10 protein-coding genes are annotated in these 14,395 nt (G+C 72.9%); 3 read left to right on the forward strand and 7 right to left on the reverse strand.

From position 1 onward, the window contains the following. Positions 1–7: 7 nt before the first annotated feature. Positions 8–1,831 (reverse strand): class I SAM-dependent methyltransferase, encoded by a 1,824-nt coding sequence (locus tag ACFPCY_RS36645; RefSeq protein WP_378263241.1) that lies wholly within the window; start codon positions 1,829–1,831, stop codon positions 8–10. Positions 1,832–1,989: 158 nt separating this feature from the next. On the opposite strand from ACFPCY_RS36645, the gene ACFPCY_RS36650 reads away from it, so the two are divergent. Next, on the forward strand, positions 1,990–3,672 hold the full coding sequence (locus ACFPCY_RS36650) for a bifunctional metallophosphatase/5'-nucleotidase (protein WP_378263243.1): 1,683 nt from the start codon (positions 1,990–1,992) through the stop codon (positions 3,670–3,672). Positions 3,673–3,808: 136 nt separating this feature from the next. Here ACFPCY_RS36650 and ACFPCY_RS36655 read toward each other — a convergent pair whose 3' ends face one another. The 5 genes from ACFPCY_RS36655 to ACFPCY_RS36675 form a co-directional block, all read right to left on the reverse strand. Next, the gene (locus tag ACFPCY_RS36655) at positions 3,809–4,969 is read right to left on the reverse strand and encodes an anion permease (RefSeq protein ID WP_465251251.1); all 1,161 of its coding nucleotides are present in this window, start codon (positions 4,967–4,969) and stop codon (positions 3,809–3,811) included. Beyond that, positions 4,966–5,583 (reverse strand): DUF47 domain-containing protein, encoded by a 618-nt coding sequence (locus ACFPCY_RS36660; RefSeq protein WP_117355747.1) that lies wholly within the window; start codon positions 5,581–5,583, stop codon positions 4,966–4,968. Before ACFPCY_RS36660 ends, ACFPCY_RS36655 begins: the two co-directional genes overlap by 4 nt. A gap of 538 nt (positions 5,584–6,121) precedes the next feature. Next, a complete protein-coding gene (locus ACFPCY_RS36665) occupies positions 6,122–6,310 on the reverse strand; it encodes a hypothetical protein (RefSeq protein WP_378263246.1) in 189 nt (62 codons plus the stop codon). A 225-nt stretch (positions 6,311–6,535) separates the two neighbouring features. Further along, a complete protein-coding gene (locus ACFPCY_RS36670) occupies positions 6,536–11,056 on the reverse strand; it encodes an ATP-binding protein (protein WP_378263248.1) in 4,521 nt (1,506 codons plus the stop codon). An 81-nt stretch (positions 11,057–11,137) separates the two neighbouring features. After that, positions 11,138–11,662 (reverse strand): gamma carbonic anhydrase family protein, encoded by a 525-nt coding sequence (locus tag ACFPCY_RS36675; protein WP_378263250.1) that lies wholly within the window; start codon positions 11,660–11,662, stop codon positions 11,138–11,140. A 250-nt stretch (positions 11,663–11,912) separates the two neighbouring features. Here ACFPCY_RS36675 and ACFPCY_RS36680 point away from each other — a divergent pair, with 250 nt between their 5' ends. Then, a complete protein-coding gene (locus tag ACFPCY_RS36680) occupies positions 11,913–12,950 on the forward strand; it encodes a DivIVA domain-containing protein (protein ID WP_378263252.1) in 1,038 nt (345 codons plus the stop codon). Between the two features lie 246 nt (positions 12,951–13,196). Continuing rightward, positions 13,197–13,700: a peptide deformylase gene (gene def / locus ACFPCY_RS36685; protein ID WP_378263254.1), complete on the forward strand. Its 504-nt coding sequence runs from the start codon at positions 13,197–13,199 to the stop codon at positions 13,698–13,700. A 13-nt stretch (positions 13,701–13,713) separates the two neighbouring features. Here def and arfB read toward each other — a convergent pair whose 3' ends face one another. After that, complete coding sequence (arfB, locus tag ACFPCY_RS36690) at positions 13,714–14,139, reverse strand: alternative ribosome rescue aminoacyl-tRNA hydrolase ArfB (protein ID WP_378263256.1); 426 nt, start codon at positions 14,137–14,139, stop codon at positions 13,714–13,716. Positions 14,140–14,395: the final 256 nt, after the last annotated feature.

The following is a 14,395-nucleotide window of genomic DNA, read 5'->3' on the forward strand; positions in this document are numbered from 1 at the left end:
TCACAGTTTATGTCCCGGCCGCGGGCGGTTTGCGGGCGAGGACGCGGTAGGCGTTGCTCGTTCCCGGCCGGACGATCCGGACGATCACGTCGGTGACCACGGCGAGCGCCAGGAGCGGGACGGTGGCCGCGTAGGCGGCGGCGCGGCGCGCGCGAGCGGTTTGGCCGGAGGTGGCCCACGGCCGGTGCGGGTCGGGTCCGTGGACGTTCGCGAACAGCAGGGCGCCGGTGGTGAAGTCGGGTTCCTCGCGGACGCCCCGGCGCTGCGTGGCGACGATCTCCAGCCCTCGGGCGGTGAGGGCTTCCGTCAGGTTGCGCATGGGGATCATGTGGAGGTGCTGCGGCGGCAGCCAGGCGATCCAGTAGCCGCGCAGGACGCGTCCGACCCGGGATTCCGGGTCGGGAAGCTCGATCAGCAGATGGCCGCCGGGCGCGAGCGCGGTCACGGCGGCGTCGAGCTCGGCGGACGGGTCGGCGGTGTGTTCGAGGTAGTGGTTCATCGAGACGGCGTCGTACCGTCCGGCCAGGTCGGCGGCCATGTCGCGGAACTCCGCCCGGACGGCCCGGCGGACCCATCGCCGCCTCGCGGCCTCCTCGATCCCGGCGGACTGGTCGAGGCCGTCGAAGGCGGTGTCCGGCAGGATCTCGGCCGCCGCCGCGCAGAAGTGGCCGTGCCCCGCGCCGACGTCCAGCCAGGTGGCAGGGCGGGCGTGGGCGGCGACGAGCTCCGCGCGGGCGCGGTACCAGCCGGTCTGCCCGCTGAAGATGTGCTCGGTGCTGGCCGCCGAGAGCCCGTCGTAGACGTCTCTGTAGTAGAAGTCGAGCCCGGCCGGGGCGAGGCGCGGGTTCTGGAAGACGTGCCCGCACGCGTCGCAGCGTTCCAGGACGAACCGTCCGGGCTTGACCATCAGGGTGTCGCGCGTGACGAGGTGGACGCGCAGCCGGGACGACCCGCACCACGGGCAGTCCGGACGGCGTGCCTCGAACATCGGACGGTCCATGCGCGCCTCGTGCCAGACGCGTGACTTCTCGCGAAGTTCCGCCCGATGCCGTTCCCATTCGCTGAGCGGCGCGCGCAGCGTCCGCCACCACACCCACGGGACGTGCAGCGGACGCGTCGCCGCAGCAAGGAAGCGGTCGCGCGGCCTCACCGACGTCCCCAGGGTGAGGACGTACGGAACCGCACAGTAAGCGAGCAGGGGAAGCAGACCCCAGCGCGGGTCAACAGCCAGGCACGCCGCGACGAGCAGCCATCCCGCCGTCGCGCGTGCCAGACCGAGCGGCACGGCCATCTGCGGCGGGACGGTCAGGCAGAGCGCGGTGAGCCACGTCCGCCGTCCGTCCAGATCACGCCGCGAGGGAACGGGCGCGAGCACGAGATCGGCGCGTCGCGCGTACTGCCGGGCCCGGACGGTCAGCTCGGCCATCTCCCCCGGCCCCAGCGACGCGAGCCCGGACGGCGAAAGCCGGGCCGCGAGGTCGGCGGAGAGCAACAGCGCGTAACCGGCGCCGCGTCCGAGGCAGGGACCCGGCAGGCGGAGCGTGCGCGGGTCGGCGGATCGCGCGAAATCCAGCGCCTCGGTGGTCTGGAGGTCGCCAGGGACGAGATCGACGAGGTCCAGCCCGTGCCGCGTCGCGTGAGCGGCGGCGGCCTCGAACACCTCGGGCGGGACCGGCACGCCGCGCGCGGTCGCGAGCCGATACCCCGAAGTATCCGAGGCGGCCGGAGGGAGCGGCCCGAGCGCGCTCAGACGGCGGCGGAGCAGGAGGGTGCGCGCTACCAGCGCGCCGGCGACCAGGACGCAGCCCAGGAGGATCACGCCCTCGATCATGACAGTGAACGCTGGCTTATTACCAGTGATCACTGGATAGATCGCGGGGCTCGTGCGGGCCTCGGATCCGGAGGCGGCCCGTCCGGTCAGACAAAACGTCACGAAACCGTCATTGGGCGGTATGGAAGGCGATGCGGCGGGCCGTTAGGTTCCCTGCCATGATCCGACCTCGTCTCACCCTGGCGGCAGCGGCGACCGCCGCGGTCGCGGTGACCGCGCTCGCGGCACAGCCCGCCGGGGCCACCCCCTCGCACCACCACCACGGCAGGACCGTGCCGGTGCGGCTGCTCGCGCTCAACGACTTCCACGGCAACCTGGAGCCGCCCACGGGCAGCTCCGGCACGGCCATCGACGAGAACGGCAAGTCCGTCCCCGCGGGCGGCGCGGCCTACATCGCCGCGCACATGAAGCGGCTCACCGACCGCAACACCCTGAAGGTCGCGCAAGGCGACCTCATCGGGGCGTCCCCCCTGATCTCGGCGGCCTACCACGACGAGCCGTCCGTCGAGTTCATGGGCGACATCGGCCTGACCGCGTCGGCCGTGGGCAACCACGAGTTCGACGAGGGCCTGAACGAGCTGCTCCGCATCCAGAACGGCGGCTGCCACCCGGTCGACGGCTGCTCCCCCGCCGGGCCGTGGAAGGGCGCGAAGTTCGACTACCTGGGCGCGAACGTGCTCAGGGAGAAGACGAACAAGCCCGCGATCAAGCCGTGGACGATCCGCCGGATCAACGGCGTCCGGATCGGCTTCATCGGCGTCGTCACCAAGACCACGCCGACCATCGTCACCGCGGACGGCATCAAGGGCCTGAAGTTCGACGACGAGGTCGCCTCGGCGAACCGGTCCGCGCGCGAGCTGCGCAAGCGCGGCGTGCACGCGATGGTGCTGCTCGTCCACGAGGGCGACCAGGTCGTCCAGGGCGAGAAGCCGAACGACTGCGGCGTGGTACCGGGCGCGGGCACGCGCATCGCCACCCAGGCCGACCCGGACATCGACGTCGTGCTGTCCGGGCACACCCACCAGCAGTACATGTGCACCGTCAAGGACCCGCAGGGCCGGCCGCGGCTGTACTCCTCCGGCTCGTCCTTCGGCCGCATCATCTCCCAGGTCGACTTCCAGGTGGACCGGCGGACCGACGACATCGTCCGGTCGTCCCTGAAGGGCGTCAACCACGTCGTCACCCGCGACGTCCCGCCGGACCCGGCGACCGAGACGTTCGTCCAGACCTGGAAGGACCGGGTCGCGCCGATCGCCAACAAGAAGATCGGCACGATCACCGCCGACCTCACCCGCGCGCAGAGCCCGGCCGGCGAGACGACCCTCGGCGACGTGATCGCCGACGCGCAGCTCGAAGCCGTCAAGGACAAGGGCGCGCAGGTCGCCGTCACCAACCCCGGCGGCGTCCGCACCGACCTCGTCTACAAGAACGACGGGACGGTCACCTACGGCGACGCGTTCGCCGTCCAGCCGTTCAGCAACGTCACCGGCGTGACGACGCTGACCGGCAAGCAGCTCGACGACCTGCTGGAGCAGCAGTGGACGAGCGCGGGCGAGAAGATCCTCCAGCCGTCCTCCGGGCTGCGCTTCACCATCGACCGCACCCGGCCGGTCGGCGACCGCGTCTCGAACATCACGATCGACGGCAAGGCCGTGGACCCGGCGGCGTCCTACCGCATCGCGGCGAACAACTTCCTGCTCGGCGGCGGTGACGGCTTCACCGTCCTCACCCAGGGCAAGGACCAGGTGCTCGGCCCGATCGACCTGGACGCGCTGGTGAGCTACTTCGGCTCGCACTCGCCCGTCCACCCGCCGGCGCTGGACCGCATCTCCGGCAAGTAGCCCGCGATCGGAAGCAGCGAGGGCCGTCCCCGGGTGGGGACGGCCCTCGTGACGTTTCGTCGGGAGGTGGGGAGTCGGGAGGTGGGGAGTCGGGAGGTGGGGAGTCGGGGAGTCCGGCTCCGGAAACTCGCCGGGGTCAGGCTCCGAAGAAGTGGACGAGGTAGTAGACGACCGCGGCCACGATCGCGGCGGCGGGCATCGTCAGCACCCACGCGACCACGATGTTCCCGGCGATGCCCCAGCGCACGGCCGACAGCCGCTTGGTCGCGCCCACGCCCATGATCGAGGCGGTGATGGTGTGCGTGGTGGAGATTGGAGCGTGCCAGATGTAGGCGGTCAGGTACAGGATGACCGAGGCCGTCGCTTCCGCGGCGAACCCCTTCGGCGGGTCCACCTCGATGACCTTGCGGCCGAGCGTGCGCATGATGCGCCAGCCGCCCGCGTACGTCCCGGCCGACAGCGCGCCCGCGCAGGCCACGATGACCCACCACGGCACGCCCTTGCCGTCCGAGTGGCCGGTGGTGACCAGGGCGAGGACGATGATGCCCATCGTCTTCTGCGCGTCCTGCAGGCCGTGGCCGAGCGCGAGGGACGCGGCGGACAGCGTCTGCGCGATCCGGAACCGGCGGCCGACCTTGCTCGGGTTCTTCCTCCGGAAGATCCACAGGATGGCCAGCATCACGCCGTACGCGGCGACGAACCCGACGATCGGCGAGATCACCATCGGGATCGCGACCTTGTCGACCACCTTGGCCCACGCCACCGACGACGCCGACGCCAGGCCAGCGCCGACCACGCCGCCGATCAGCGCGTGCGAGGACGACGACGGCAGCCCGAAGTACCAGGTGATCAGGTTCCACGCGATCGCGCCGATCACGCCCGCCGCGACCACGGTCAGCCCGTGCAGCCCCGCCGGCGGGGTGATCACCTCGCTGACCGTCTTGGCCACCTGGACGCCGAGCAGCGCGCCGACCATGTTCATCACGGCCGCCATCAGCAGCGCGACGCGCGGTGTGAGGGCGCGCGTCGAGATCGCGGTGGCGATCGCGTTGGCGGCGTCGTGGAAGCCGTTGGTGTAGTCGAAGGTCAGCGACACCAGGACGACGAGCAGGAGCATCGCGATCTGCGACTCCGCCCGCACCCCCGTGACGCCGAGCAGGATGACCACGAGCAGCCCGATGGGCAGCGCGTACCAGAAGCGGTGCGGGCCCCGGCGGACCTGTTCGGCCAGCGTCGGGTCCTCGCCGGGCGCGGACTCCCTGGTGAGGACCGCGCCCGGTTCGCCGGGAGTGCTCATGATTCCTTGACCGCGATGGTCTCGACCGTGTTGGCGACGTGCTCGAACGCGTCGGCCGCCTCCTCCAGCCGGTCGATGACCTGCTTCAGCTTCAGGACGGTCAGGGTGTCGTAGTCGCCGGAGAACAGCTTCGCCAGCAGCTTGCGGTAGACCCGGTCGCCCTCGTTCTCCAGCCGGTTGATCTCGATCCAGTACTCGTTGAGCTCCTTCATCGAGCGCAGCCGCGGCATCGCCTCGGCGGTCAGCTCGGCGGCGCGCTCCAGGACCTCGACCTGGTGCACGATCTCCTTCGGGAACTCGTCGATCTTGTAGAGCACGACGAGGTCGGCGGCCTCCTCCATCTCGTCCATCACGTCGTCGATCTGCGACGCGAGGCGGTAGATGTCCTCGCGGTCGAACGGCGTGATGAACGTTTCGTTCAGCCGCCGCATGATCGCGTGGGTCGCCTCGTCGCCCGCGTGCTCGCAGGCGCGCATCTTCTCCGCGACCGCTTCCCGGTCAGTGCCGTCGCTGATGAGCTCCACGAGCAACCTGGCGCCGGTGACCAGGTTGTTCGCCGAATCGGCGAACATGTCGTAGAAGCTGTCCTCACGCGGCGTGAGACGCAAGCGCACGTCGTTCTCCTGAGATGCCGGAACAGTCCGCTGAGGATCGTAGGCGCAACCGGCCGTAAAAAGAACTTTCGCCCCAGCTTCGACCGCCGTCCCCCATCCTCTCACCTACAAGGTTGCCCTAGATCACGACATGCACACCCGCGACACACAGCCCTGTCCAGCGGGATGTGCCGCCCTGGCGGGCCGTCACGGAGCGTGACGCGGACCCGGAAGTGATTTTGGTTACAGGAGGGGCGGAAGTGGCCCGGAACGGGCGAAGGAACGTCCTCAGACGTCCGGGAAGCGCCCGGTCGAGGGGGGAAGCGCCCCGTCGGAGCGAAAGCGCCCGGTCGAGGGGGAGAACGCCCCGTCGGAGCCAAAGCGTCCGGTCGGGGAAGAGCGCCCGGTCGAGGGCGGAACGCCGTCGAAGAGAAGAGCGCCGTCTCAGGGGAGGGCGCCGTCTCAGGGGAAGGCGTCGGCGAGGGAGGGTGCCGTCAAAGGCGGGTGCCGGGCGTCCGCTGGGACGTCCGGCACCGGTTGGCCTGCCGAAGAGCCGCCGCTACTCGTGCGCGGACAGCTCCCGAAGACCGGGATCGCGGTCAGACCGGACTCCCAGCACCATGTCGATCTCGGCGAGGGTCAGCGGCTTCTCGGCCGCCGCCACCGCGCTGAGCATCTCGGCGTAGAGCTCGATTTCGTCCAGTGCGACCCGGTCATGGACGCGCAGGTCGAGATTCTGCTGGCGCACCGCGTCCACCTCCTGGTTGCGATTCGCGTCCGCCGCCCGCGGGAACACCGTCTCCCCACAGGGACGGGCCGCACCCACTGCCCACGTCAAGGGTACGGTCCCGGTCCGCCGGGACGCATGACCCAAGAGGGCCATTCGGGGACCACTCCCGTCCGGTACCTTCCCTGGTCCGCGCGGATGATGCGGGCCCCGCCCGGCCGGGTCAGACGATCACGCCCGCGCGCGTCAACCGCCCAGTTCGGACGGTCGGTAACCTTCGTGGAGACCGCCCATCATCCGTTCCAGACGCGTCTCCGGAAGATCGCCCACGGTGAGCCGCGCGACCGTGGACGCGTCGACGTCCGCGCCCGCGAGCCGCGCCGCCTGCCGCGCGATGGTCGCCTCGAACAGCTCCCGGACGGTCCGCGCGTACCCGAAGGACGGGTCGCCGCGCAGCTGCTCGAACCGGGCCAGCAGCTCGACCCGCAGCTCCTCGTCCAGCATGTAGAGGTCGCGTTCGGCGTAGGACTGGAACAGCCCGACGAGCTCCCGGTCGCTGAGCCCCTCGAACTCGACGACCCGGCCGAACTCCTCGCCGAAGTCCGGGTTCGCGGCGAGGAAGCCGTGCAGCTCGTCCGACGGTCCGGAGCACACGACCAGCAGCCGGTGGCCGTCGCGGCGCAGCACCGTCCGCAGCTCGGCGACCACCTCCGGGACGCGGTCGAGCAGGTGCGCCTCCTGCACGAGCAGCACACCGCCGATCGCCTGGTCGACCATGCCGCGCACCCGCGCCTCGGTGTCGTACCGGTCGCGTCCGGTCAGGTGGGCGGGCCGGCACGCGACCACGTGCCCCGACCCGAGCAGGCCCAGCGCGGCGAAGATCCCGCCGACCAGCCCGGCGACCGTCGCCTTCCCGGTGCCGTGCGGCCCGGCCAGCACCAGGTGCAGCGGCCGGTGCTCGGTCACCCCGTACCGCGCGCGGTCGGCGGCGACGCGCGCCTCCTCGATCAGCTCCCGCACGGTGTGCTTCACGTCGCCCAGGCCGCGCAGCGCGTCCAGTTGCCGCAGGTAGCCGTCGATGTCGCCGGGCGGGCGCAGCGCGGGCTCCAGCCCCTCGGCGATGCCGTGCAGGTCCTGGACGTCCAGGACGAGCCGGTCGCGCGACGCGCCCGCCCGCTCCAGATGCCGCTGGCACGCGGTGTCGAGGTAGGTCTCGACGAGCCGCGCGTTGACCAGGTCGCCGGGGCCGCGCAGGCGGTTCAGGTCCTCGCGCGCCGTCTCCAGCGCCGCGCCGCCGACCGTGACGCGCCGCTCGTCGGCGAGCAGGTGCAGCAGCGTGAGCCGGTTCTCCGGATCGGTGAGGTCGGGCAGCCGGTACACGCGGAACGTCTCGACCAGCCGCGGATGGTCGGCGAGCAGCCGCTTGTACGCCGACGGCTCGCAGGTCGCGATCAGCGCGGTGTCGCACGCCGGGTCGCGCCGCGCCCGCCGCACCGCCGTCACGAACGCCGCCGCGTCGGACGCGCCGAACAGCGCCGCGTCCAGCCGCTCGAACAGGATCGCCGGACCGCGCTGGCCGAGCACCTGCTTCATCAGGTCCGCCGCGGTCGGCGGGGCCACGCCGTCCACGACCGTCTTCGGCGGCCCGCCGGACGCCGTGCCCGACGCCGACTCGCGCACGTCGTCGGCGTCGTGCGCGCGGACCGTCCCGTCGCCGAGACCCGCCTCGGCCAGCGTCAGCGCGATCATCCGCGCGAGCCGCCGCTGCCCGGTGTGCGGCGCGCCGACCAGCAGCACGCTCGGCACCCCGCGCCGGATGCCGGACGCCGCGTCCACCCGCGTGGCCTCGGCGTCCTCGCGCGGCAGCGCCGCCGTGAACTGCTCGGTCTGCTCGCGGACGGCGTCCAGCAGCTCCCCGGCGTCCTGCGCGCCGGACACGAACCCGATCCCGTACCGCTCCACGACGCGCCGCTCGGTGCGGTCGCTCGGCGGCGGGATCTCGTGCACCGGACGCTCCGGCGAAGGCGTCCGGTCGAGGAAGTCGAACCCCCCAATCATCGTCTCCGACATCACGCGCGTGCCGGGCGGATCCGCCTTCTTCGGCGTCCCGCCGGAGGACGCGTCGTCCGGCCCCATCACGCGCGTACGAGGATTCCCCTTGCCGGACGGCCCCGGCCGGCGCATACCCGGAGCCTCATCGAACCGCGTCCCATGCGGATCGACCTTCCCCGCCCCTCGCTCGCTCGCCGGTCCCTCCGCGGCCTGCCCGTACTCGCTGGGCGGACCGCCTGCGGGCTGGCCATACTCGTTCGCCGGTCCTCCTGCGGGCTGGCCGTACTCGCTCGGCGGGCCGCCTGCGGACTGGCCGTACTCGCTCGGCGGGCCGCCTGCGCGCGAAGGCTGGGGGTAGTCGTTGGGCTGGCCCGGCGCGTTCGGGTAACCGGGGGCATCGGGGTAGCCCGGCGCGTCGGGGTAGCCGGGGGCCTTGGGCATGCCTTGCTCGTAGGAGCTGACCGGCTCCTGCGCGTAGGGCGGGATCGGCGGCTGGGCGCCCGCCATGCCGGACGGCGCGTAACCGAGGGCCGTGTACGGCGGGTGCAGTTCCCCGTCCTTGTCGTCCTTCTTCGGGGACGACCTGTCGGGGTTCGTCGCGGCGTCGACATCCTCGCGCCGGGGTTGGGGCGGCCCGTACTGGTTGAACGCGGCGGGCCCTGGCTGGTCGCCGCCCGAGGCCGGGCCGTACAGGGCTCCGGGAGGAGCGGACGCAGCCGGCGGCGGGGATGAGGGCTGGTAGCCGAGGGCCGTGTAGGGCGGGGCGAAGCTCTCCTGGTCGTCCTTCGAGCCGGAGGCGGGTTTCGGCACGGACGGAACGGCGGGCGGACCGGACGGACCAGGCGGCCCGGACGGACCGGGCGGGCCGAAGTGCGGGTCGGCGGGCGGGGCGGGCTGCGCGAACGCGCGGTCGGCCTGCGCGGGCGGCTGGACGAACGGCTGGTCCTGGTTCGCCGGTGGCTGGACGTACGGCTGCGGCGGCTGCCCGAGCTGACCAGGCTGGCCGGGCTGACCGGGGGGCCCTGGAATGCCCGGCTGGCCGAAGGCGCCCGGCGAACCGTCCTGCGGCGGGTATCCGGGCGTTCCTGGCTGTCCGAACTGGCCGGGCTGGCCGGATTGGCCGGGTTGGCCGAAAGCGGCCGGAGAGGCGGGCTGGCCGTAGGGCTGCGGGGGCTCCCCCGCGCCCGGCACGGCGACTCCTGGCGGCGCGTACGGCGGCTGAGGGGGCTGCGGGGGCTGGCCCGGCTGCGCCGGCTGGACGGCCAGTCCGAACGGCGACGGCGGCTGGGCGGGCGCGTGCTGCTTCGGCACGGCGAGACCGGTGCTGGTGCGCGCGGTCGCGCGCGTGCGCTCGGGGCCGATGATGCCCGCGACGATGGCGTTCGGCGTCGGGAATCCGCGCGGACGCGCGGGCATCCCCCCGGCGAGGCGGCACCACGCGAGGTCCAGCTCGTACATCGCGGCGAGCAGCGTGTCCGCGCCCTCCCCGGACGCGGCGACCGCCGACCGCAGCGGCTCGGCGAGGGTCAGGTCGTCCGGCCAGAGCCGCCGCAGCGGATGCCCCGGACGGCTCATCACGGCCTGCACCGTGTACCGGATCTCCGGGTCCAGCCACGGGACGATCGAGGCGGCGACGTCCTCGCGCACGACGGCGAGGTCGGCGGCGAGCAGCGCGGCGGCGACCATGCGTGGCTCGATGTAGGCCGGGTCGGACGCGTCGCCGGTGATGTCGGCGACCGCTTCGGCGAAGGTGTAGAACGCGTGCCGGAAGCTGTCGCCCGGCGAGCTCTCGCTGCGCAGCGCGGGCACCAGGTGCGGCGGGCAGCGCGTCAGCCACTGCTGGACGATCGCCTCGTCGCCGTAGGGCAGGGCGCCGTAGTCCACGGTCGGGTTCTCGAGGGTCGCGCCCGCCATCGCGAGCAGCGCGTCACCGCGGGCCTGGAAGCGGGGGTCGTCGCGCAGCGCGCTCGCGGTCGCCCAGATCGTCCGCAGGACGACCACGGCGGAGTCGACGCGTCCGGCGCGCAGGCGCTCGGCGTAGAGGCCGACGAGCTGGGACAGCGGCGGCGGGGTGAGCCAGCGCGGGCCGTCCACGTCGGGGAGCGGCTGCGTCCGGTACCGCTTCCAGAGCCCGGTCATCTGCGGGTCGTGGCGCGAGTCGAACGCGGGCGCGGCGGCGCACCACAGCATCACGCCCCAGGCGGCGGCGACCGTGGACGGCGTCCGCGCGGAGAAGGTCTTGCCGTCGTGCGGGTACTCCTCGGGCGTCAGCGCGGCGGCGGAGGCCAGCGTGCTGCGCATCCGGCTCGTCAGTTCGGCGGCGAACCCGCGCCGGACGAACGTCAGCGACGGCGACGGGTCGTAGGAGAAGTCCGGACCGGCGGGCACCACGTGCGGGGGGAGCTGCGGGGCCTGCCCGCCGGCGTACTGCGCGGGCCGGGCCCCGGCGCGGACGGCGGGCGAGTGCGGCGGCGGGCACAGGTACCACTGGCCGTCCGACGGCTGGAGCCGGTACCAGCGCGCCCACGCGCCGAACAGCCACCACGTGCCGTCCGGGAGGGCGAGCATGCGTCCGGCGATGGCGTGCTGGCGCTGCTGCGGCGGCGCAGACCGCCACCACCCCGCGGCCACCATCGCCCTGGTGTCCCGTTCGGCCGCCGCGAACGGGTCCTGCCCGGGCGGTGGGGCGTGCCCTCGTCCCGCTCCCCACACCACGTGGTCATCGTAGCCGCGTCAAGGAACCCCCAACCCTGCCACCGTCCACTGGCTCTGCTAACCGGGTTCCGGGCCGTCCGTTCAGCCCCGCCAGGTCGCGCGCGCGTGGCGCTGCGCCTTTTTCCGGTAGACGTCCGGCGTGTACTCGAGAACGGCGCGGTCGTCGTCGGTCAGCTCTCTGATGATCTTTCCCGGCGTGCCCGCGACCAGGACGCCGGAGGGGATCTTCTTCCCGGGCGGGACGAGCGCGCCCGCGGCGACCAGCGTGTGCGCGCCGATCCGCGCGCCGTTCAGGACGATCGCGCCGATCCCGATGAGCGACCCGGTCTCGACGTGCGCGCCGTGCACCATGGCCTTGTGGCCCAGGCTGACCCGGTCCTCCAGGACGGCGGGCATCCCCGGGTCGGCGTGCAGGCAGCTCAGGTCCTGGATGTTGCACTCCGCCCCGACGACGATCTCCTCGTCCTCGCCGCGCAGCACCGAGCCGTACCAGACGCTCGCGTCGCGGCCGAGCCGGACGCGGCCGACCACGACCGCGCCGGGAGCGATCCAGGCGTCCGGATGGATCTCGGGCTCGTCGTCGTCCAGCGCACCCACGTAAGTCATGCGGCGATCGTAGGACGCGGCCCGTTCACCGGACGCGGCGGGACGCGCCCGACGCCGGGGGTCGTGCCCACGAAATTTCCGCAGATTGGATAGTTTGTCCTTCTGGCTCAGGTTAAGAAACGGCAGCGAGAACGGCATTCCGGTTGCGCGAATGGGGTGGACCGGACAACAGTCGATGCCGAACTTCCTCGAGCCGTCCCCGATCCCCAAGGGGTGATCCTCACCCCCCGCCACCGACCCCCAAGGCATCATGAGCAACGACGCGGAAATCCTGCCGAACCTCCTGCGGGAGGAATCCTTCGAGATCGTCATGCGCGGCTACAACCGCCGCCAGGTGGACGAGTTCATCGCCCGCAGCCAGAACCAGATCCGCGAGCTGGAGGCCCGGCTGGCCCGCGCCCTCGACGACGTGGAGCGCACCCGCCGCGAGATGGCCGAGGTCCGGGAGGCGCGCAAGCCCACCGGCGACGACCTGTCCGACCGGCTCCGCCAGATCATCAACCTCGCCGAGGACGAGGCGAAGGAGAAGCTGAACGAGGCCGAGGCCAAGGGCGCCCAGATCCGCAAGGAAGCCGAGCACGAGTCGCAGCGCATCGTCGAGGAGGCGCGGGGGCACGCCGACCGCGACCTCGCGCACGCGCGCGAGAAGGCCGACCAGGTGCTCGCCTCGGCGAAGAAGGAGTCCGACAGCGTCCTGTCGGCGGCCAAGCAGGAGGCGGAGCAGACGGTGACGAGCGCGCGCCTGGAGGCCGAGCGCACCCTCACCTCCGCCGAGCGCCGCGCGAACGTGATCAACGAGGGCGCGACGCAGCGGCTCAACCACCTCACCAAGAACCACACCCAGGCCCTCCAGCGCCTCACCGAGATCTCCGAGACGCTGCACCGGCTGCTCACCGCCGAGAACGAGGCCGGACCGCTGGAGAAGATGGTCGAGGACGCCGTCCGCGCCCCGGCCCGCAAGCGCCCGATGCCCCAGCAGGCGCAACCGCCCGCCCCGGCCTCCGGCCCCGGCCCGGCGGTCCCGCCGGAGCCGGTCGTCGCCAAGCCCGTGCCGAGCGTTCCGCGGCAGGCCCCGCCCGCGCCGCCCGCTCCCGCCGGCCCGTCGGGGCCTTCGGTCGTCTCCGGGCCGTCGGGTCCGTCCGGGCCGTCGGGGCCGTCCGGGCCGTCCGGGTCCGCGCCGTCCCCGCTGGACGACAGGACGTCCGAGCCGTCCATGACGCCGCATGTCAAGCCCGTCCAGCCCGCCACGATCGTCGATGCGGAACCGCCGTCCGACGACCGCGACTGACCCACGAGCCACAAACCCCGCGCCGCCGCCCCCGCCCTAGGGGGACGGCGGCGCGCTCGCGTTCTGCCGCGCGCCGGAGGGGGCGGAGGCGCGGGCTCGGCTCGCGGTGGCCGGGCTGTGAGGTCGGGGTCGGGGTCGGGGTCGCCGGGACGCGATCCGAAGCGGGGCCGGCGGCGGGGGCACGGGCCGCTTACCGCCGGGTTTGTCGGGTTCGTACCGGGAGCGTCGGGGTCCTACGCTGCTGTCATGGCCGCCGTACGACCCGTCCGCCTGCTCGGGGACCCGGTGCTGCGCACCGCCTGCGACCCCGTCCGGGCCTTCGACGACTCCCTGCACCGCCTCATCGACGACATGTTCGCCACGCTGCAGCGGCAGCGCGGCGCGGGACTCGCCGCGAACCAGATCGGCGTCCCGCTGCGCGTGTTCGTCTACGACTGCGCCGACGACCGGGGCCGCCGCCACACCGGCCACGTCGTCAATCCGCGGCTGGTCGAGGCGGACGGCGAGCTGCTGGTCGAGCAGGAGGGCTGCCTGTCGTTCCCCGGCCACCGCTTCCCCACCCCGCGCCACGCCCGCGCGGTCGTCGAGGGCGAGGACCGGGACGGCCGGGACGTCCGCGTCGAGGGCACCGGCTACTTCGCCCGCTGCCTCCAGCACGAAACCGGCCACCTGAACGGCGAGGTCTACATCGACACGCTCGAAGGGCCGGTGCGCAAGGAGGCCCTGCGGGCCGTCCGCGCACTGGGCTGAGGCGGGCGGGCGGTCAGCCCCAGCGGGCCGAACGGCCGCGCTTGACGTCGGAACGGCGGCGCTTGTTCTCCAGGCGCCGCTCGTTGATGCCGCGCGGGACCTTCTTCGGGATGCGCTTCTTCGGCGGTGGCGCGATCGCGTCCGACAGGACGGCCGCGAGTCGCGTCTTGGCGGCCTCGCGGTTGCGGACCTGCGACCGGTACTCCTCGGCGCGGATCGACAGGACGCCGTTCACGAGGCGTCCGGAGAGGCGAGCCAGCGCGCGCTCGCGCAGCGGCTCGGGCAGGGACGGCGAGTTCGCCACGTCGAAGGAGAGCTCGGCGGCGGTCGCGCTGGTGTTCACGTGCTGCCCGCCGGGTCCGGACGACCGCGAGAAGCGCCAGGTCAGCTCGGTCTCCGGGATGAAGACCGAGTCGCGGACGTTGATGATGCCGGGCATGTGCTGATTATCCCCGCCCCACCCGGATCATGTCGCGCCTATTTCCCTCCCCGCGCGTGCGCTTGGACTTGGACGTGCGCGTGGCCGCTTGGACTTGGACGTGCGCGTGGCCGCGCGGACTCCCTCAAGTCCGCGCGGCCACGCTTCTTCCCACCGGGACGCCGGGGACGGGGATCCCTGGCGCCCGGTTCACCGCCGGGGCGGCGTTCGTCCGCCCGCTCCCCCCAGAGCCCTGGTCCGGACGCCGTCCCGTGGT

Origin of the sequence: Actinomadura gamaensis, assembly GCF_042652125.1 — a bacterium.
GTDB lineage: Bacteria > Actinomycetota > Actinomycetes > Streptosporangiales > Streptosporangiaceae > Spirillospora > Spirillospora gamaensis.

Bases quoted from the DNA above. Each gene is read 5' to 3' on its own strand.
- arfB (WP_378263256.1), bottom strand. From the start codon at position 14,139: ATGCCCGGCATCATCAACGTCCGCGACTCGGTCTTCATCCCGGAGACC.
- ACFPCY_RS36675 (WP_378263250.1), bottom strand. From the start codon at position 11,662: ATGACTTACGTGGGTGCGCTGGACGACGACGAGCCCGAGATCCATCCG.
- ACFPCY_RS36680 (WP_378263252.1), top strand. From the start codon at position 11,913: ATGAGCAACGACGCGGAAATCCTGCCGAACCTCCTGCGGGAGGAATCC.
- ACFPCY_RS36650 (WP_378263243.1), top strand. From the start codon at position 1,990: ATGATCCGACCTCGTCTCACCCTGGCGGCAGCGGCGACCGCCGCGGTC.
- def (WP_378263254.1), top strand. From the start codon at position 13,197: ATGGCCGCCGTACGACCCGTCCGCCTGCTCGGGGACCCGGTGCTGCGC.
- ACFPCY_RS36645 (WP_378263241.1), bottom strand. From the start codon at position 1,831: ATGATCGAGGGCGTGATCCTCCTGGGCTGCGTCCTGGTCGCCGGCGCG.
- ACFPCY_RS36655 (WP_465251251.1), bottom strand. From the start codon at position 4,969: ATGAGCACTCCCGGCGAACCGGGCGCGGTCCTCACCAGGGAGTCCGCG.